This window comes from Bradyrhizobium sp. 197 (assembly GCF_023073375.1).
In the GTDB taxonomy this organism is placed as follows: domain Bacteria; phylum Pseudomonadota; class Alphaproteobacteria; order Rhizobiales; family Xanthobacteraceae; genus Bradyrhizobium.
Genome location: NZ_JADPJJ010000129.1, coordinates 117,007 through 135,034, shown reverse-complemented (window position 1 = coordinate 135,034; position 18,028 = coordinate 117,007). Strand labels below are relative to the sequence as shown.

Genomic DNA, 18,028 nt, shown 5'->3' with positions numbered 1-18,028 from the left:
CCCGGATGAACCGGGCGTCCGCCCTAAAAAAACCCTCGCAGGCGCGCTAAGCGCGTTGTGCGGGAAGATCGGCGTTATCGAACACCGTCATTGAACGGTCATAAGGAGACGAAACATGGTGGTCCGCGTCGGAATTAACGGTTTTGGCCGCATCGGCCGCAACATCCTGCGGGCCATCGCTGAGTCCGGCCGCAAGGACATCGAGGTCGTCGGCATCAACGACCTCGGCCCGGTCGAGACCAACGCCCATCTGCTTCGCTTCGACAGCGTCCATGGCCGCTTCCCCGGCGCGGTGACCGTCGAGGGCGACACGATCAGCCTCGGTGGCAACAAGATCAAGGTGACCGCGGAGCGCGATCCCTCGAAGCTGCCGTGGAAGGACCTCGGCATCGACATCGCGATGGAGTGCACCGGCATCTTCGCCTCGAAGGACAAGGCCTCTGCGCATCTGACCGCCGGCGCCAAGCGCGTGCTGGTCTCCGCGCCCGCCGACGGCGCCGATGCCACCATCGTCTACGGCGTCAACCACGACACGCTGACCAGGGATCATCTGGTCGTCTCCAACGGCTCCTGCACGACCAACTGCCTCGCTCCGGTCGTCAAGGTGCTGAACGACCTCGTCGGCATCGAGACCGGCTTCATGACCACCATCCACGCCTATACCGGCGACCAGCCGACGCTCGACACCATGCACAAGGATCTCTACCGCGGCCGCGCCGCTGCGATGTCGATGATCCCGACCTCGACCGGCGCCGCCAAGGCGATCGGTCTCGTGCTGCCGGAGTTGAAGGGCAAGCTCGACGGCGTCGCGATCCGCGTGCCGACCCCGAACGTCTCGGTCATCGACCTCAAGATCGTCGCCAAGCGCGCCACCGATCCGAAGGAAATCAACGCGGCGATGAAGCGCGCCTCCGAGCAGCAGCTCAAGGGCATTCTCGGCTACACCACGGCGCCAAACGTCTCGATCGATTTCAACCACGACCCGCACTCCTCGACCTTCCACGAGGACCAGACCAAGGTGCAGAACGGCACGCTGGTACGCGTGATGTCCTGGTACGACAACGAATGGGGTTTCTCGAACCGCATGGCGGACACCGCCGTTGCGATGGCGAAGGTGATCTAAGAACGTAGGTCCCATGTCCCGGACGCGGTGCAGCGCGCGCGCTGCTCCGCAGAGCCGGGACCCATGTTCCCCGCGTAGGTCCCGGTTCTGCACAGCGGCACTTCGCGCCGCAGTGCGCCCGGGACAAGAGAGCCCAGAGATGACCAACAAATTCCGCACCCTCGACGACGTCGACGTGAAGGGCAAACGCGTGCTGCTGCGCGTCGATCTCAACGTGCCCATGGACAACGGGCGCGTCACTGATGCGACCCGGCTCGAGCGCGTCGCGCCGACCATCACCGAAATCTCCGACAAGGGCGGCAAGGTCATCCTGCTCGCGCATTTCGGCCGACCCAAAGGGCGCGATGCCAAGGACTCGCTCAAGCCCGTCGCCGAGGCGCTCGCCAAGGTCGTGAAGAAGCCCGTCGCCTTCGCCGACGACTGCATCGGCGAGCCCGCGGCCTCGGCCGTTGCCGGCTTGAAGGACGGCGACATCCTCTGCCTGGAAAACACCCGCTTCCACAAGGAAGAGGAACAGAACGATCCCGCCTTCGTCGCGGAACTGGCCAAGCTCGGCGACATCTGGGTCAATGACGCGTTCTCGGCCGCGCACCGCGCCCACGCCTCGACCGAAGGCCTCGGCCACAAGCTGCCGGGCTATGCCGGCCGCACCATGCAGGCCGAACTGATTGCGCTGGAAAAGGCGCTGGGCTCACCGGCCAAGCCCGTCATCGCGATCATCGGCGGTGCCAAGGTCTCGACCAAGATCGACCTGCTCGAAAACCTCGTGACCAAGGTCGACGCGCTCGTGATCGGCGGCGGCATGGCCAACACCTTCCTGCACGCCCAGGGCGTCGGGATCGGCAAGTCGCTGGCCGAGAAGGATCTCGCCGCGACTGCGCTGCGCATCATGGAGAAGGCGGAAGCCGCCAACTGCGCGATCATCCTGCCGGTGGACGCGGTCGTCGCCTATCATTTCGCCGCCAACGCGCCGTCGCATGCCTATGGCCTCGACGCGATCCCGGCCGACGGCATGATCCTCGACGTCGGTCCGCAGTCGATCGCTCGCGTCCATGCCGCGATCGACGACGCGGCGACGCTGGTCTGGAACGGACCGCTCGGTGCCTTCGAGATGCAACCCTTCGATCGCGGCACGATGGCGGCCGCCAAGCATGCCGCCGAGCGCACCAAGGCCAAGAAGCTGATCTCGATCGCGGGCGGTGGTGACACCGTCGCGGCCCTCAACCAGGCCCATGTGGCCGGTCAGTTCACCTATGTCTCGACCGCCGGTGGCGCATTTCTTGAATGGATGGAAGGCAAGCCCCTGCCCGGCGTCGAAGTTCTGCGCACCAAATAATCAATCGCGAATAATTAGCGGCCTTCAAGAAGTGGCCTTGCAGGCCCAAACGGGAGAAGAAGACACATGGCTCGGATCACGTTGCGTCAATTGCTCGACCATGCGGCAGAGAACGATTACGGCGTACCGGCCTTCAACATCAACAATATGGAGCAGGCGCTGGCGATCATGGACGCGGCCAATCAGGTCGACGCGCCCGTCATCATCCAGGCCTCGCGCGGCGCGCGGTCCTACGCCAACGACATCATGCTCAAGCACATGATGGACGCGGTGACCGAGATCTATCCGCACATCCCGGTCTGCGTGCATCTCGACCACGGCAATGAAGCCGCAACCTGCATGACCGCGATCCAGGCCGGCTTCACCTCGGTCATGATGGACGGCTCGCTCAAGGCTGACGGCAAGACCCCCGGCGACTGGGGCTACAATGTCGGCGTCACCAGGATTGTGACCGACATGGCCCATCTCGGCGGCATCTCGGTCGAGGGCGAGCTCGGCGTGCTCGGCTCGCTCGAGACCGGCATGGGCGACAAGGAAGACGGCCACGGCGCCGAGGGCAAGCTAAGCCACGACCAGCTCCTGACCAATCCGGACGAAGCCGTGAAGTTCGTCCAGGAGACCCAGGTCGACGCGCTCGCGATCGCGATGGGGACTTCTCACGGCGCCTACAAATTTACCCGCAAGCCCGACGGCGACATCCTCGCCATGAACGTGATCGAGGAGATCCACCGCAAGCTGCCGAACACCCATCTCGTCATGCACGGCTCCTCGTCGGTGCCGCAGGACCTCCAGGACATCATCAACGCCTATGGCGGCAAGATGAAGCCGACCTGGGGCGTTCCGATCGCCGAGATCCAGCGCGGCATCAAGAACGGCGTTCGCAAGATCAACATCGACACCGACAACCGCATGGCGATGACCGGCCAGATCCGGAAAGTGCTCAAGGACAATCCGGAAGAGTTCGACCCGCGCAAGTACCTGAAGCCCGCGATGGACGCGATGACCAGGCTGTGCAAGCAGCGGCTCCAGGAATTCAATACCGCCGGGCAAGCTTCCAAGATCAAGAAGGTGCTTACGACGGCCGAAATGGCCAAGCGCTACGCCAAGGGCGAGCTCGCCCCCCGCGTCGCGTAGCGATCGCGCGGTGGCGTAACCAGCCCCCACTTTCTCCGTCATTCCGGGCGCCCGCAAACCGGCGAGCCCGGGATGGCGACCTTGTTGCCGGTACCAAAGCCCCTCCCCCCTTGCCCTGCGACGAACGTTAACTCGGCATTTGCCCGAGAACGGTCTATTTTCACAGGCAAGGGCAGAATCGTTTTGGGAGGACCTCTCGATGAATCTGACTGAGCTCAACAGGATCGCGACCGCCATGGTCGCGCCCGGCAAGGGCATCCTTGCCGCCGACGAATCCTCCGGCACCATCAAGAAGCGTTTCGACGCGATCGGCGTGGAATCGACCGAAGAGAACCGCCGCGACTATCGCGAGATGCTGTTCCGCTCGAAGGAAGCCATGAGCCGGTACATCTCCGGCGTCATCCTCTATGACGAGACGATCTGGCAGGACGCGAAGGACGGCACGCCCCTGGTCAAGCTGATCGAGAGCAGCGGCGCCATTCCCGGCATCAAGGTCGACGAAGGCACGCAAGCCCTGCCGATGTGCCCGGGCGAGCTCGTCACCGTCGGGCTCGACAAGCTCGCCGAACGGCTGAAGAGATATTACGAGCGCGGCGCACGCTTCGCCAAATGGCGCGCGGTGATCGACATCGGCAGCGGTATTCCCTCGATGACCGCGATCAGCGTCAACGCCCATGGGCTGGCGCGCTATGCGGCGCTGTGCCAGGCTGCGCAGATCGTACCGATCGTCGAGCCGGAAGTGCTGATGGACGGCGATCACGACATCGATCGCTGCTATGAGGTGACGAACCGCGTGCTCAACAAGACCTTCCAGGAATTGCGCCTGCAGCGGGTCGCGCTCGATGGCATGGTGCTGAAGCCGAACATGGCAGTCTCCGGCAAGAAGTCCGCGAAGCAGGCTTCCGTCGAGGAGGTCGCGGAGAAGACGATACGGCTGCTCAAGGCCTGCGTGCCCGCGGCGGTGCCCGGCATCGCCTTCCTCTCCGGCGGCCAGTCGGATGAAGAGGCGACCGCGCATCTCAACGCCATGCACAAGCTCGGTCCGCTGCCCTGGGCCCTGACCTTCTCCTACGGCCGCGCGCTCCAGGCCGCGCCGCAGAAGGCCTGGTCGGGCAAGGCCGAGAACGTCGCAGCCGGACAAAACGCATTCAGTCACCGCGCGCGTATGAATGGGCTCGCCTCCAGAGGCGAATGGCAAAGCAGCCTGGAACAGAAGGCAGCCTAGATCTTGTCGAACAAATCTCCTCCGCCGCGCCCTGCGCCGCGCCTTTATCTCGCGACGCCTGTCGTCGATGATCACGCTTCGCTTCTGGCCGAGCTGCCCGGCCTGCTTGCTTCCGCCGACGTCGCGGCCGTGCTGCTGCGGCTGAAGGAGACCGACCAACGCACCATGATCTCGCGGATCAAGGCTCTGGCGCCGCCGGTTCAGAAAGCGGGCGCCGCGCTGCTCATTGAAGGCCATGCCGAACTGGTCGCGCGCGGTGGCGCCGACGGCGCGCATCTTGCGAGCCTCGCTGCGCTGGAAGAGGCTGCACCCTCGCTCAAGCCCGATCGTATCGCCGGCGTCGGCGGGCTTGAGACGCGCCACGATTCCATGAGCGCGGGCGAGCTGGGCGCCGACTACGTGCTGTTCGGCGAGCCCGACGAGAAAGGCCAGCGGCCGTCGTCTCAGGCGATTGCCGAGCGGCTGGATTGGTGGGCCGAGTTGTTCGAGCCGCCCTGCGTCGGCTTTGCCATGTCGCTGGAAGAGGCCCACGAATTCGCCGCCAGCGGCGCCGATTTCGTGCTGGTCGGCGAGTTCATCTGGGCCGATCCGCGCGGACCCAAGGCCGCGCTGATCGAGATCGACGCTGCGATCAGGAAGGCCTATGCGACAGCGCTTGCCGGCCAAGATACTGCGGGCCGGAAGCCTGCGGGTCGAGAGCACGGCTAGCGCCCGACATGAAGCTCCCGCGCATCACCATCCTGGCCACATTGCTGCTCACGGTGCCTGCGGCCGCGCAGCTCCAGATCACGCCGCCTGCGGCGACGCCGAGCCCGCCCGCCGAGAAACAGAAGCCCAAGGCGCCCCCGGTCGCCAAGAAAAAGGAGGCCGCGCCGGCTCCCAAACCTTCGGCGTCCCCCAAGCCGGCCCCGGCAGCAACCGTGATCCCGGCGCCTCCGACCGACAATTCCAACGTCGATCTGGTGTTCGGCGCCTATCAGCGCGGCCAGTACAAAACCGCCCTCGATCTCGCCACCGCCCGTGCCGCGACCGGCGATGCCAAGGCGATGACCATGCTGGGTGAACTCTATTCCAACGCGATGGGCATCCGGCGCGACTACGCCAAGGCGCTGCAATGGTACAAGCGCGCCGCCGATGCCGGCGACCGTGAGGCGATGTTCGCGCTCGCCATGCTCAGGATTTCCGGCCGCGGCGGCGCGGTCGATAAGGGCGAGGCGGTCAAGCTGATGGCCTCCGCCGCCAAGCTCGGCGAGCCCAAGGCGGCCTATAACCTCGCGCTGCTCTATCTCGACGGCCAGACCCTGCCGCAGGACGTCAAGCGCTCCGCCGAGCTGCTGCGCCAGGCCGCCGATGCCGGCCTGCCCGAGGCGCAATACGCGCTCGCGACCTTCTACAAGGAAGGGACCGGCGTGCCCAAGGACCCCGAAAGGGCGGTGCGTCTGCTCCAGGCCGCCACGCTGACGGACAATGTCGATGCCGAGGTCGAATACGCCATCGCGCTGTTCAACGGCACCGGTACGCCGAAGAACCAGCCGGCGGCCGTGGCCCTGCTGCGCAAGGCCTCCCGCCAGGGCAGCGCGATCGCTCAGAACCGGCTGGCCTGGGTCCTGATCAACGGCATGGGTACATCCGTGGACAAGGTCGAAGGCTTTAAATGGCATCTCGTGGCCAAGACCGGCGGCAAGGGCGATCCGGAGCTGGACAAGCAATTGTCCGATTTGCCGGCCGAGGAGCGCGCCAAGGTCGAGGCCGCCGCCAGGAAATGGCTCGGGACCAAATGACTTGACGCAATGACTTGACGTTGGGCCCCTCGCAGGGCACCCAATCTCTCAAACAGGCGCGATTTCGCGCCATTTCCCCCGTTCAAGACCAGAGCTCATGCTGTATTCCGCAACTATCAACGTCATGGTCAAGGCCGCGCGCCGCGCCGGCCGCAGCCTCAAGCGCGATCTCGGCGAGATCGAGCATCTCCAGGTCTCGCTGAAGGGACCGGCGAATTACGTCTCGCTCGCGGACAAGCGCGCTGAGGAAATCGTCTACCAGGACCTCGCCAAGGCCCGCCCCGGCTACGGCTTCATCGGCGAGGAAGGGGGAACGCGCGAGGGCTCCGACAAGAGCCACACCTGGATCGTCGATCCGCTCGACGGCACCACCAACTTCCTGCACGGCATCCCGCAATTCGCGATCTCGATCGGGCTTTCGCGCGAGGGCACGATCATCGCAGGCGTGATCTACAACCCCGCCAATGACGAGCTCTATATCGCCGAGCGCGGCAAGGGCGCCTTCCTCAACGACCAGCGCCTGCGCGTTGCCGGCCGGCGCCAGCTCAACGAATGCGTGGTGGCCTGCGGCTTGCCCCATATCGGCCGCGGCGACCACGAGGAATTCCGCCGCGAGATGAGCGCGATCCAGGACCGCGTCGCCGGCCTCCGCCGCTTCGGCGCCGCCTCCCTCGATCTCGCCTTCGTCGCCGCCGGTCGTCTCGACGGCTACTGGGAGCGCAATTTGCAATCCTGGGACATCGCGGCGGGTATGATCATGGTGCGCGAGGCCGGCGGAACGGTCACCGACATCGACACGCCCGGCGATGCCCTGGTGACGGGCAATGTCGTGTGCGGGAATGAGTTCGTGCACGGGGAATTGGTGAAGGTGTTGAGGAAGTAGGCGTAGGCCGAGGTCGCGCCTTACACACCTCTGTCATCGTCCGCGAAGGCGGACGATCCAGTATTCCAGAGAGTTCAGTTGGATATGGAACGGCCGCGGCGTACTGGATGCTCCGCCTGCGGCAAGCTATCGACTTGAGAAGTAAAGCCCGGCGACGATGAGAGCAGCAAAGATTGCCCATGGAACGGCTAAGTCTCGCAAGACACCGCCCCGGCAGGCCGCAGACAACGTTCCGGGGAGCCAATAGAGCACGATAAACAGCTTGGTCCTTATGCCGCCCCACTTGACATAGCTGGGCTGCTCATCGACCGGCCTTCGGAAATCGCGCCAAATGTAAAGAGCGCCCGTAAGTATATAAGCGATTGCTATGGCGGCCACCATTCTCATGGATCGCCTGCTCCTTCCCAAGCCGCTGGGTGGCAGCTCTGCGGCTTCATCTGAACCAACTAAGCGTCATCCTCGTCGGATTCGTCGCGGTACTCACCGCCGATGGTCAGGCCCTCGATGGCCGTGGCGCCTTTCGACTTGATCACCCGGCGAAGTGGGACCGAACTCTCGCTTCGCAACGCCTCCATCAGCTGTTCCGAATGGGTGACAATCCAGATGTCGGCGCGGCGTGATGCCTTGGCGATCAGCCGGGCCAGCGGTGCCAGCAGCGACGGATGCAGGCTTGTCTCGGGTTCGTTCAGCGCGATGAACGGCGGCAGCCGGTAACCCATGAACACCGCGAGCAGGCAGATATATTTCAGCGTGCCATCGGATAGTTCATGAGCCCTGAACGGCCGCGGCATATCCGCCAATTGCAGATCAAATTGACAGAAGCCGTTTTCCTCCCATGCGCGGAGTTCGGCGCCCGGGAATGCATCCTGGATTGCGTCCTGCAGGTCGTTGGCGTCTTCCCGAATGACATAAAGGGTCGCGAGGGCGGCAGCCAAATCGGTTCCATCGGCGCTGAGTGAGGGCGTTGCGATCGCCAGACAAGGCTTTCGTATCGGTGACGCCGGATCAGTGCGAAAGTCATGATAGAATCGCCAGCCCAGCATCGCATTTCTGATCAGGTCGATTTCCGGGCATTGCTTGCCATTGGAAAAAGCCGCAAGCGCGGTCTCTGACGGCAGCACCGCATCCTTGTGAGCGTTCCAGGCGCCGCTCTCGCCGCGGACGCTGATGAGCGAATTAATCCGCTCCATCAGCTTGACCGTCCGTTTGCCGTGCGTCGCCTCGATACCTTCGGCCTTGATCATCGGCTCGCCGGAAAACGCGGCCTGAGCCGGGCTTGGAAACCCCAGCTCGATGGAATACCTCATGCTGTCGAATGTGGCCGAGAGGCGCAGCCGCCCGTCTTCGCCTCGCTTGCGAATGCCGGACCAGCAGACCGAATTCAATCCGCCTTCATCGGCGATCGTGCGGGTGATTTGACCGGTCGCCGCGTCGCGCAACAGCGACAAGGACTTGTAGAGATTGGATTTGCCCACTCCATTTTCGCCGACAAACACCGACAGGGGATGGATGGGTACGGAGAGCCGCCGAATGGAGCGATAGTTCGAGATCGCAATTTCAATCGGACGCATCGCATGCTCTCAATCGGCAGGCTACCGTGCATTCGCGGTGCAGCGCGAATGACGGTTTTTTCAATCCAGGGATGCAGTCTGGATTGATGCTCCCAAGAAAGCAAGCCGAAGGCAAACCGATCTGGCGTTCAGTGGCCGGCCCTTGCCGGCGCGGGCGGCCCATACATCTCGGCCTCCTCCGCCACCTTCTCCCGATCCCCGCCCAGCACGCGCTGCACGGAGACGAAGAACACCGGCACCATCAGCAGGGCCAAGATCACCACCGCAATCATGCCGCCCATCACGATGGAGCCGAGCGATTGCTGGCTGGCGCCGCCGGCGCCGTGGGCGATGGCCATCGGCAGCACGCCGCAGATGAAAGCGAGGCCGGTCATCAGGATCGGGCGGAAGCGCAGGCGGCAGGCCTCGATGGTGGCGTCCACCAGCGGCTTGCCTTCCTTCCGCAGATCCTTGGCGAATTCGATGATGAGGATCGCGTCCTTTGCCGCTAGTCCGATGATGGTGATCAGGCCGACGGTGAAATAGACGTCGTTCGGCAGGCCGCGCAGCATCGCCGCGATCACGGCGCCGACGATACCGAGCGGCACGGTGAGCAGCACCGCGAGCGGAATGGTCCAGCTCTCGTACAGCGCGGCCAGGCACAGGAACACCACGAACACCGACAGCGCCAGCAGGAACGGCGCCTGCGAGCCGGACAGCTTTTCCTGCAGCGATTGTCCGGTCCATTCATAGCCGAAGCCGCGCGGCAGCTTGCCGGAAAGCCGCTCCATCTCGGCGATGGCGTCGCCCGAGGTGAAGCCGGGCTTGGCCTCGCCCGAGATGCGCACCGCCGGATAATAATTGAAGCCGGCGATCTGGGTTGGTCCGCGTGCCCATTCCACGGTGGTAAAGGACGAGAACGGCACGAGCTGGCCGCGGCTGTTCTTGACATTGTAGTTGAGGATGTCCTCGGTCCGCATGCGGTCGCGGGCATCGGCCTGCACCACGACGCGCTGCATGCGGCCGCGGTTCGGGAAGTCGTTGATGTAGTTCGAGCCGAGATTGGTCGAGATCGTGTTGTTGATGTCCTCGAAGGTGACGCCGAAGGCGCCGGCCTTTTCGCGGTCGACCACGAGATTGACCACGCCGGCCTCGGGCAGGCCCTCGACATAGACCTTCTGCAGCACAGAACTCGCGTTGGCCTCCGCGATCAACTGGTCGGCGGCACGCATCAGGGCCGGATAGCCCTTCTGGCCACGGTCCTGAAGGCGGAACGAGAAGCCCGAGGAATTGCCGAGATTGTCGATCGGCGGTGGCTGCAGCGCGGCGATCTTTGCGTCGCGGATTGACGACGACAGATCGCGGTTGATGTCCGCGACGATCGCCGCTGCCGAATCCTTCGGCCCGCGCTCCGACCAGTCCTTCAGGGTAATGAAGGCCTGCGCGGTGTTCATGCCCTGGCCGGAGAAGCTGAAGCCGGTGAGGAAGGTGACGTTGTCGACGCCCGGCCGCTCCGCCAGATATTTCTCGACCTTCTCGATCACCGCCTCGGTGCGGGCATAGGACGAATCCGACGGTGTCTGCACGTCGGTGGTGACGAAGCCCTGGTCGTCGACGGGCAGGAAGCCGCCGGGCAGGTTGACGAAGGCCCATGACAGGCCGGCGAGCAGCGCGACGTAAACCAGCATCAAGCGGCCGGTGCGCTTCAGCGAGAAGCCGACAGTGCGCGAATAGCCCTCCTTGCTGCCGTCGAGCATGCGGTTGAACCAGCCGAACACGCCCTTCTTGGCATGACCGTGGCCGGCCGCGACGGGCTTGAGCAAGGTCGCGCACAGCGCCGGCGTCAGCGACAGCGCCAGGAAGGCGGAGAAGCCGATCGCGGCGACCATGGTCACCGAGAACTGGCGGTAGATGATGCCGACCGAGCCCGGGAAAAACGCCATCGGCACGAACACCGCCATCAGCACCAGCGTGATGCCGATGATGGCGCCGGTGATCTGCGACATCGCTTTCCGCGTCGCCTCCTTCGGCGGCAACCCTTCCTCGGCCATGATGCGCTCGACGTTCTCGACCACGACGATGGCGTCGTCGACGAGGATTCCGACCGCGAGCACCATGCCGAACATCGAGAGCATGTTGATGGAGTAGCCGGCGAGCAGCAGCGTGGTACAGGCGCCCAGCAACGCCACCGGCACCACGATGGTCGGAATGATGGTGTAGCGGATGTTCTGCAGGAACACGAACATCACCACGAACACCAGCACGATGGCTTCGACCAGCGTTGTCAGCACCTTCTTGATCGAGGCCTCGACCACCGGCGTGATGTTGTAGGGAATCTCGTAGGAGATATTGGCCGGGAAGAAGCGCGACAGCTCCTTCATCTTCTCTTCGACGGCGCTCGCAGTCGCCAGCGCATTGCCGGTCGGCGACATCAGCACCGAGAGACCGGCGGTCGGCTTGCCGTCGAGACGCGTGTTGAACTGATAGCTGAGACCGCCGACCTCGATGCGCGCGACGTCGCGCAGACGCACGGTCGAGCCATCGGCATTGGCGCGCAGGATGATGGAGCCGAATTCGTCCGGTGACGAGAGCTGGCCCTTGACCAGCACCAGCGCGGAGGTGCGCTGGCTCGACGTCGACGGCTCGGCGCCGATGCTGCCCGATGCCACCTGCGCGTTCTGCGCGGTGATCGCCTTGTTGACGTCGTCCGCGGTCAGCCCATAGCCGACCAGCTTTGCCGGATCGACCCAGACGCGCAAAGAACGCTCGGTCGAGTAAAGCGTGGCGCGGCCGACGCCGGGGATGCGGCGGATCTCGCCGAGCACGTTGCGGATCATGAAGTCGCCCAGGCCCACCTCGTCGAGGCTGCCGTCGGTCGAGTTCAGCGTGATGATCTGGAGCACCGCGCTGGATGCTTCCTCGATCAGGATGCCTTGCTGCATCACCGCGCGCGGCAGCCGCGCCTCGACGCGCTTGATGCGGTTCTGCACCTCGACCGAGGCGGCGCTGGTGTCGGTGCCCGGCTGGAAATTGGCGATGATCTCGACCTGGCCGAGCGAGTCGCTGGTGGATTCGAAATTGAGGATGCCGGAAGCGCCGTTGAGCTCCTCCTCGATCAGCCGCGTGACGCTGTTGTAGAGGTTTTCGGGCGAGGCGCCGGGATAGCTGGTCGAGATCGAGATCGAGGGCGGGGCGATGATCGGATACTGCGCGATCGGCAACAGCGGAATCGAAATTGCGCCGACCAGACAGATGAACAGCGCGACCACCCAGGCGAAGATCGGCCTGTCGATGAAGAAACTCGCCATGGCCTGTTACCGCGTGAGCTTCTGGGCGTGCCGATTGTCCGCGGTTGCATCCGCTTCCGACCAGGATTGCGGCTTGACCCTGTCGCCGGCGGCGAATTTCTGGAAACCTTCGACCACGACCTTGTCGCCCGCCTTCAGGCCGTCGGTAACGAACCAGATTCCGTCCTGTGCCGAGCCGGTACGCACCGGCTGCACCGCGATGTGGTTGTCGTCCTTGACGACGAACACCTCGCTGCCGCCGCCGCCGTTGCGCTGGATCGCCTGTTGCGGCACCGCGATCGCGTCGCTATCGAGGCCCTGGTCGATGCGGACCCGGACATACATGCCCGGCAGCAGCTCGCGCTTGGGATTGCGGAACTCACCGCGCAAGGTCACCTGACCGGTGTTGGCATCAACCTTGGCGTCCGAGAACAGCAACTTGCCGTCGAGCGAGTAGAGGGTGTTGTCGTCGAGCACGAGATGCACCTTGGCGGCATCAGGCGCGATGCGCTCAAGGTCGCCGCTCTCGAAGGCGCGGCGGAGCTGGTTGAGCTCGTTCACCGACTGGGTGAAGTCGGCATAGATCGGATCGAGCTGCTGGATCGTGGCAAGGTTGGTCTCGTTCTGGACCGCGAGCGCGCCCTCGCTGACCAGGGCAGCACCGACGACGCCGTCGATCGGCGCGCGCACGGTGGCATAGTCGAGATTGAGCTTTGCGCGCGCGAGGTCGGCCTTGCGGCCCTCGACCTCGGCATGGGCCTGGCGCTCGGCCGCGATCGCCTTCTCGTTCTCGGCTTCGGGCGCGGCGCGCTGGGCGGTGAGCGTGGCGATGCGGCGCGCCTGCTGCTGGGTCTGCATCAACGCAGCCTCGGCCTTGGCGAGCGCGGCGTCGTTGGCCATCACTTCGACCTCGAACGGACGCGGATCGATGCGGTACAGTGCATCGCCCGCCTTCACCTCGCTGCCCTGTCGGAACAGGCGCTCGACCACGATGCCGGAGACGCGCGGCCGGACGTCGGACACGCGCGTCGGCGCAATGCGGCCCGGCAGTTCGCGCACCACGGCGCGCGGCTGCGGCTTGACGATGACAATGCTGACGTCGGGGTCGTTGGGCTGGGCGGCTGAAATGGCAGAGCTGGATTCGTCGCAGCCTGCCAACAGCGGCGTAAAGGCCGCGAGCATCATTGCAACGCATGCCGATCGCGCGCGAAGTCCTGACATGAAGTGGGGTGCCCCGATATTGTTGAAACCGATCACGCTCCGCGGGGCCTGTTCTGGGTGATTCCGCGCGGCCGATGTCGTCAACATAAAGGGGACTTGCTGCGACGCAACGCACGTTGCGGCGGCTCAATGTCACACGGCCTATCATGCTGAGGTCATGGCGGTTTTCACGCCTCACCCGATTGTGAATCGGGTTCCATCGCGGCGTGCTGCGACAGAAGATCGCAATTACCCGGCGGCCTTCATCCGGTAGTGGCTGACACCCCACTCGGTTCCATCGGCGTGGCCGAACAGGCCCGACGTCGCGAGGAAGAGCCAGCGCCAGCGTCGCAGCCACAGGCCGGTCTCCTCGCCATGGATGTTGCGCAAGGCCGTCTCGATGGAACCGCGATGCGCGTCGAAATTGGCGAGCCAGTCGCTGGCGGTGCGCTGATAATGCGTGCCGCTCCAGCACCATTCCTTCTCGATCGTGAAGATGTCGCCGAATTGCCTGACGAGGTGGTGGCTCGGCATCAGCCCGCCCGTGAAGACATGCTGCGCAATCCAGTCTTCGCGATTGGCCCGGTCGAACAGGTGTGAGCCGGAGCGATGGGCAACGATGTGCATGAAGAACCGCCCCTCCGGCGCGAGCCACGCGCGCAGGCGCGTCATCAGCTTGCGCCAGTTCATCACGTGCTCGAAGGTCTCGACCGAGACGATGCGGTCGAATTGCCCGTCGGGCGCGAACACGTTCATGTCCGCAGTGACCACGCACAGGTTGAGGAGACCGCGCAGGCGCGCCTCTTCCTCGACATAGGCGCGCTGCGCCTGCGTGCTCGACACCGCCGTCACCTTCGCGTGCGGAAACTGACGCGCCATCCACAACGACAGCGAACCCCCGCCGCAGCCGAGTTCGAGGATGGTCTGACCGTCGGCGAGAGCGGCATGCTCGACGGTCTGGCGCAGCGCCTCCTCCTCGGCCTCCCGCAAGGTGGTCGCGCCGGTCTTGTAGAAGCAGGACGAGTATTTGCGGTTGGGACCGAGCACCTTCGCAAGGAACGAAGCGGGCATCTCGTCATGCCCGGCATCCGCGTCCTCGGCGATCGGCCGCAGCATCATCCTTCCTGCGAAGGCGGCATCGTCGGCCGCGTCCAGCGCGGACAGGCGCGTCGCCGTGCGCGAACACAGGCGCTGGATCGCCGCGCGGATCACGACATCGGGCAGCGGCACCCGTTCGGCAGTCCCGATGATCGCGGAAACGACGCTCATGCGATCACTCCGTCTCTGGGCGGCAGGGGGCCAAAAATCCGAGCTAAGCCTGTGGAATACCGAAGTTCTGCAAGATGCGCGGGTATCAAAGCCCCGTTTCGGCATTGGGTTCCACAACCCTCCCCGAAATCGCCGCATCCGGCGCTTTTTTTGGGCTGGCGCTGTGCCATAGTGCGCCCGCAAGCAAGTTTCGTAACGGATGATACCGACCATGCCGTCAGGCGCCTCGCCTCGCTCCCCCATCGACATCGAATACACCAAGCTCTCCTCGCCCAGCGTTTTCCTGGTGCGGATGCTGGTCTTCCTGGTGCTCTGCACCCTGGTCGGCGTGGTGCTCTACAAGCAGATCATCCAGGCCTTCTTCGCCAATCCCGGCCTCAATGCGCTGATCGGCGGCGTGATGTTCATCGGCATCATCCTGGCCTTCCGCCAGGTGATCCGGCTCTATCCTGAAGTCTCCTGGGTCAACAATTTCCGCATCGCCGATCCCGGCCTGGCGCCCGCCCGCCACCCCAAGCTGCTGGCGCCGATGGCGATGATCCTCGGCGGCGAGCGCTCCGGGCGGATGTCGATCACCCAGACCACCATGCGGCACTTGCTCGATTCGATCGCGACCCGCCTCGACGAGGCCCGCGACATCTCCCGCTACATGACCGGCCTTCTCGTATTCCTCGGCCTGCTCGGCACCTTCTGGGGCCTGATCGAGACGGTCGGCTCAGTCGGCAAGGTGATCGACGGGCTCAAGGTCGGTGGCGATTCCGGCGCCCTGTTCGACACGCTGAAGGAGGGTCTCGCCGCGCCGCTCGGCGGCATGGGCATCTCGTTCTCGAGCTCGCTGTTCGGCCTCGCCGGCTCGCTGATCCTCGGCTTTCTCGACCTGCAATCGAGCCAGGCGCAGAACCGCTTCTACACCGACCTCGAAGACTGGCTCGCCACCACCGTGCGCGAGTACGGAAGCGGTGAGGTCGCGGCGGCCTCCGGCGGCGGCGGTGTTGCCAGCGGCGAACTTCAGGCCGCGGTCGAGCGGCTGCGCATCGTGCTCGAGGAGGGCACGGCCAGCCGCAGCACCACCGCGTCAATGGCAGGCCTTGCCGAAGCCATCCAGGCGCTGGTCTCGCACATGCGGACCGAGCAGCAGATGATCCGCGAATGGGCCGACGGCCAGGGCGAGCAGAACCGCGAGATCCGGCGCCTGCTGGAGCGCATCGCGCGTCAACCCGAGAAGGGCTAGCAACATGGCTCTGGCGCGCGGCCGTCGCGGCGACACCTCTTTCAACTATTGGCCCGGCTTCGTCGACGCGCTGTCGACGCTGGTGCTGTCGATCGTGTTCCTGCTGTCGGTGTTCCTGGTCGTGCAATTCTTCCTGTCGCAGGAGGTCACCGGCAAGGACAAGGCGCTGGAGCTGCTCAACGCCAAGATCGCGCAGCTCAACGAGCTGCTGTCGCTGGAAAAGCTCGGCAAGCTCACGCTCGACGACCAGGTCTCGTCACTGAAAGCCGGCCTTGCTTCGGCCGAGTCCGAGCGCGACCGCATCAAGGGCCTCTATGAGGGCTTAGCCGCCGCCGGCAACGACGCGCAAGGCAAGTCCTCCGAACTCGGCAAGGCGTTGGACTCGGAGAAGGCGGTTTCGGCGCGGGCGCTGGCGCAGATCGAGGTGCTGAACCAGCAGATCAGCGCGCTACGGCGGCAATTGGCGGCGCTGGAAGAAGCGCTCGACGTCTCCGAGAAGCGTGACAAGGAATCGCAAAATCGAATTGCCGATCTGGGGTCTCGCCTGAATGTTGCCCTGGCGCAGCGCGTGCAGGAATTGTCGCGCTACCGCTCGGAATTCTTCGGCCGCTTGCGCGCCATCCTCGGCAACCGCCCCGACATCCGCATCGTCGGCGACCGCTTCGTGTTCCAGTCCGAAGTGTTCTTCGACACCGGACAGGCGGTGCTGTTGCCTGAAGGCCGCGCCGAGCTCGACACCCTGGCGACCGCGCTGATCGACCTCGACAAGAAGATCCCGAACGAGATCCCCTGGGTGCTGCGCGTCGACGGCCATACCGACGTGCGTCCGGTCAACGGGCCGAACTTCAAGTCGAACTGGGACCTCTCGGCCGGCCGCTCCATCTCGGTGGTGCAGTATCTGATCTCGCTCGGCGTGCCCGCCCAGCGCCTGGTCGCCGCCGGCTTCGGCGAATTCCAGCCGCTCGACACCGCCAACACGGAAGAAGCCTATAAGCGCAACCGCCGCATCGAGCTGAAGCTGACGGAGCGGTAGTGAGCGCCGTCCACCTCCGCCCTTACCGTCCCGAGGACGAGGCAGCCTCGATCGAGCTCTGGCATCGCACCTGGCAGCAGGCCTATCCGCAGATCGACTTCGCCGCCCGCCTGGAATGGTGGCGCGAGCGCTGGCGCACGGATCTGGTGCCGAAAGCCTCGATCGTGGTGGCGGAGCAGGATGGCGCGCTGACCGGCTTCGTCACCATCGACGGCGACGGCTATCTTGACCAGCTCGTGGTCGATCCCGGTCACTGGGGCTCGGACGCCGCAAGGCTGCTGGTGGATGAGGCCAAGCGCCTGTCGCCGACGGGCGTGACGCTGCTCGTCAACAAGGACAACACCCGCGCCATCCGCTTCTACGAACGCAACGGCTTTGCCCATGCCGGCGACGAGGTGAACCCGACCTCGGGCCGGCCGGTGCTGAAGATGGCATGGCGGGCGTGACGCCCGTCACGTCGGGATCCCAAGACGCCAGCTATTCGTTGTGCCGATTGCAGGCGGATGGAGATGACCGATGAAACTGAGCGATCTGGCCAAGGGGTCTTCGGTCCTGCTGGGCGTCATCGTCGCCGGATATGTCTCGACGACCTATGTCGACCAGCGCTTCACCACGCCGGTCAAGACGACGAGTGCTCCGACGAACGGCCCTGCGCCATCGGCCTGCGTCGGAGAGGACGGGAGCTGGAAGAACTGGCCGTGGCCAAACGTGCCGGCGCTCTCGCCGAAATGCCCGTGACAGCAGCGAACACGGTCTCCCAAACTAAAATGGCGAAAACAACCCCATGCACAGTAGCCGATGACAGCAAAATCAACGGCTTACGCAGGCAGCGAAGCGGTTTGACTCGTCGAGCAAAACAGGAGCATTTTGCCATGATGGGGCACTGAGGCTGGTGTGGCTAGAAGCTCGTGCCGCAAGTTCAGCTGTCGTCCCCCCGTCCGGGCTATGCCGGGCCTCGCCGCAGTTGAGCGGGCGG

General features: G+C 64.7%; 15 protein-coding genes. 11 read left to right on the top strand and 4 right to left on the bottom strand.

Annotated elements, in window-relative coordinates:
• Positions 1-115: 115 nt before the first annotated feature.
• From gap to IVB27_RS28975, 7 genes are all read left to right on the top strand, one after another.
• Positions 116-1,123 carry a type I glyceraldehyde-3-phosphate dehydrogenase gene (gene gap / locus IVB27_RS29005; RefSeq protein WP_247341786.1) on the top strand — a complete coding sequence of 336 codons (1,008 nt, stop codon included), beginning with the start codon at positions 116-118 and terminating at the stop codon, positions 1,121-1,123.
• Between the two features lie 139 nt (positions 1,124-1,262).
• A complete protein-coding gene (locus IVB27_RS29000; RefSeq protein ID WP_247446341.1) occupies positions 1,263-2,459 on the top strand; it encodes a phosphoglycerate kinase in 1,197 nt (398 codons plus the stop codon).
• Positions 2,460-2,525: 66 nt separating this feature from the next.
• The gene (gene fba, locus IVB27_RS28995) at positions 2,526-3,593 is read left to right on the top strand and encodes a class II fructose-bisphosphate aldolase (protein WP_247446340.1); all 1,068 of its coding nucleotides are present in this window, start codon (positions 2,526-2,528) and stop codon (positions 3,591-3,593) included.
• A gap of 199 nt (positions 3,594-3,792) precedes the next feature.
• Positions 3,793-4,818: a class I fructose-bisphosphate aldolase gene (locus IVB27_RS28990; protein ID WP_247446339.1), complete on the top strand. Its 1,026-nt coding sequence runs from the start codon at positions 3,793-3,795 to the stop codon at positions 4,816-4,818.
• Positions 4,819-4,821: 3 nt separating this feature from the next.
• Positions 4,822-5,526: a thiamine phosphate synthase gene (locus IVB27_RS28985; protein ID WP_247446338.1), complete on the top strand. Its 705-nt coding sequence runs from the start codon at positions 4,822-4,824 to the stop codon at positions 5,524-5,526.
• A gap of 8 nt (positions 5,527-5,534) precedes the next feature.
• On the top strand, positions 5,535-6,599 hold the full coding sequence (locus IVB27_RS28980) for a tetratricopeptide repeat protein (RefSeq protein ID WP_247446337.1): 1,065 nt from the start codon (positions 5,535-5,537) through the stop codon (positions 6,597-6,599).
• 97 nt (positions 6,600-6,696) lie between these two features.
• On the top strand, positions 6,697-7,482 hold the full coding sequence (locus tag IVB27_RS28975) for an inositol monophosphatase family protein (protein WP_247446336.1): 786 nt from the start codon (positions 6,697-6,699) through the stop codon (positions 7,480-7,482).
• 446 nt (positions 7,483-7,928) lie between these two features.
• Here the strand turns inward: IVB27_RS28975 and IVB27_RS28970 are convergent, their stop codons facing one another.
• The 4 genes from IVB27_RS28970 to IVB27_RS28955 all read right to left on the bottom strand — a co-directional run bounded on the left by IVB27_RS28970 (position 7,929) and on the right by IVB27_RS28955 (position 14,788).
• Positions 7,929-9,053, bottom strand: coding sequence for an AAA family ATPase (locus tag IVB27_RS28970; protein WP_247446335.1), 1,125 nt, complete (start codon positions 9,051-9,053; stop codon positions 7,929-7,931).
• Between the two features lie 128 nt (positions 9,054-9,181).
• Positions 9,182-12,340 carry a multidrug efflux RND transporter permease subunit gene (locus tag IVB27_RS28965; RefSeq protein ID WP_247341812.1) on the bottom strand — a complete coding sequence of 1,053 codons (3,159 nt, stop codon included), beginning with the start codon at positions 12,338-12,340 and terminating at the stop codon, positions 9,182-9,184.
• A 6-nt stretch (positions 12,341-12,346) separates the two neighbouring features.
• Entirely contained in the window at positions 12,347-13,540 is a 1,194-nt protein-coding gene (locus tag IVB27_RS28960; RefSeq protein WP_247341815.1) for an efflux RND transporter periplasmic adaptor subunit, read from the bottom strand.
• Between the two features lie 228 nt (positions 13,541-13,768).
• Positions 13,769-14,788 carry an SAM-dependent methyltransferase gene (locus IVB27_RS28955; protein WP_247446334.1) on the bottom strand — a complete coding sequence of 340 codons (1,020 nt, stop codon included), beginning with the start codon at positions 14,786-14,788 and terminating at the stop codon, positions 13,769-13,771.
• 211 nt (positions 14,789-14,999) lie between these two features.
• Here IVB27_RS28955 and IVB27_RS28950 point away from each other — a divergent pair, with 211 nt between their 5' ends.
• The 4 genes from IVB27_RS28950 (at position 15,000) to IVB27_RS28935 (ending at position 17,790) form a co-directional block, all read left to right on the top strand.
• The gene (locus IVB27_RS28950) at positions 15,000-16,019 is read left to right on the top strand and encodes a flagellar motor protein MotA (protein ID WP_247341821.1); all 1,020 of its coding nucleotides are present in this window, start codon (positions 15,000-15,002) and stop codon (positions 16,017-16,019) included.
• Between the two features lie 4 nt (positions 16,020-16,023).
• Positions 16,024-17,052, top strand: a complete 1,029-nt coding sequence (locus tag IVB27_RS28945; protein ID WP_247446333.1) for a peptidoglycan -binding protein — start codon at positions 16,024-16,026, stop codon at positions 17,050-17,052.
• Positions 17,052-17,498 carry a GNAT family N-acetyltransferase gene (locus tag IVB27_RS28940; protein ID WP_247446332.1) on the top strand — a complete coding sequence of 149 codons (447 nt, stop codon included), beginning with the start codon at positions 17,052-17,054 and terminating at the stop codon, positions 17,496-17,498. The genes IVB27_RS28945 and IVB27_RS28940 overlap by 1 nt, the downstream gene beginning before the upstream one ends.
• Before the next feature lie 70 nt (positions 17,499-17,568).
• On the top strand, positions 17,569-17,790 hold the full coding sequence (locus tag IVB27_RS28935; protein WP_247446331.1) for a hypothetical protein: 222 nt from the start codon (positions 17,569-17,571) through the stop codon (positions 17,788-17,790).
• Positions 17,791-18,028: the final 238 nt, after the last annotated feature.

Coding starts and splice junctions, on each gene's coding strand:
- gap (WP_247341786.1), top strand. CDS start 116: ATGGTGGTCCGCGTCGGAATTAACGGTTTTGGCCGCATCGGCCGCAAC.
- IVB27_RS29000 (WP_247446341.1), top strand. CDS start 1,263: ATGACCAACAAATTCCGCACCCTCGACGACGTCGACGTGAAGGGCAAA.
- fba (WP_247446340.1), top strand. CDS start 2,526: ATGGCTCGGATCACGTTGCGTCAATTGCTCGACCATGCGGCAGAGAAC.
- IVB27_RS28990 (WP_247446339.1), top strand. CDS start 3,793: ATGAATCTGACTGAGCTCAACAGGATCGCGACCGCCATGGTCGCGCCC.
- IVB27_RS28980 (WP_247446337.1), top strand. CDS start 5,535: ATGAAGCTCCCGCGCATCACCATCCTGGCCACATTGCTGCTCACGGTG.
- IVB27_RS28975 (WP_247446336.1), top strand. CDS start 6,697: ATGCTGTATTCCGCAACTATCAACGTCATGGTCAAGGCCGCGCGCCGC.
- IVB27_RS28970 (WP_247446335.1), bottom strand. CDS start 9,053: ATGCGTCCGATTGAAATTGCGATCTCGAACTATCGCTCCATTCGGCGG.
- IVB27_RS28965 (WP_247341812.1), bottom strand. CDS start 12,340: ATGGCGAGTTTCTTCATCGACAGGCCGATCTTCGCCTGGGTGGTCGCG.
- IVB27_RS28960 (WP_247341815.1), bottom strand. CDS start 13,540: ATGTCAGGACTTCGCGCGCGATCGGCATGCGTTGCAATGATGCTCGCG.
- IVB27_RS28955 (WP_247446334.1), bottom strand. CDS start 14,788: ATGAGCGTCGTTTCCGCGATCATCGGGACTGCCGAACGGGTGCCGCTG.
- IVB27_RS28950 (WP_247341821.1), top strand. CDS start 15,000: ATGCCGTCAGGCGCCTCGCCTCGCTCCCCCATCGACATCGAATACACC.
- IVB27_RS28945 (WP_247446333.1), top strand. CDS start 16,024: ATGGCTCTGGCGCGCGGCCGTCGCGGCGACACCTCTTTCAACTATTGG.
- IVB27_RS28935 (WP_247446331.1), top strand. CDS start 17,569: ATGAAACTGAGCGATCTGGCCAAGGGGTCTTCGGTCCTGCTGGGCGTC.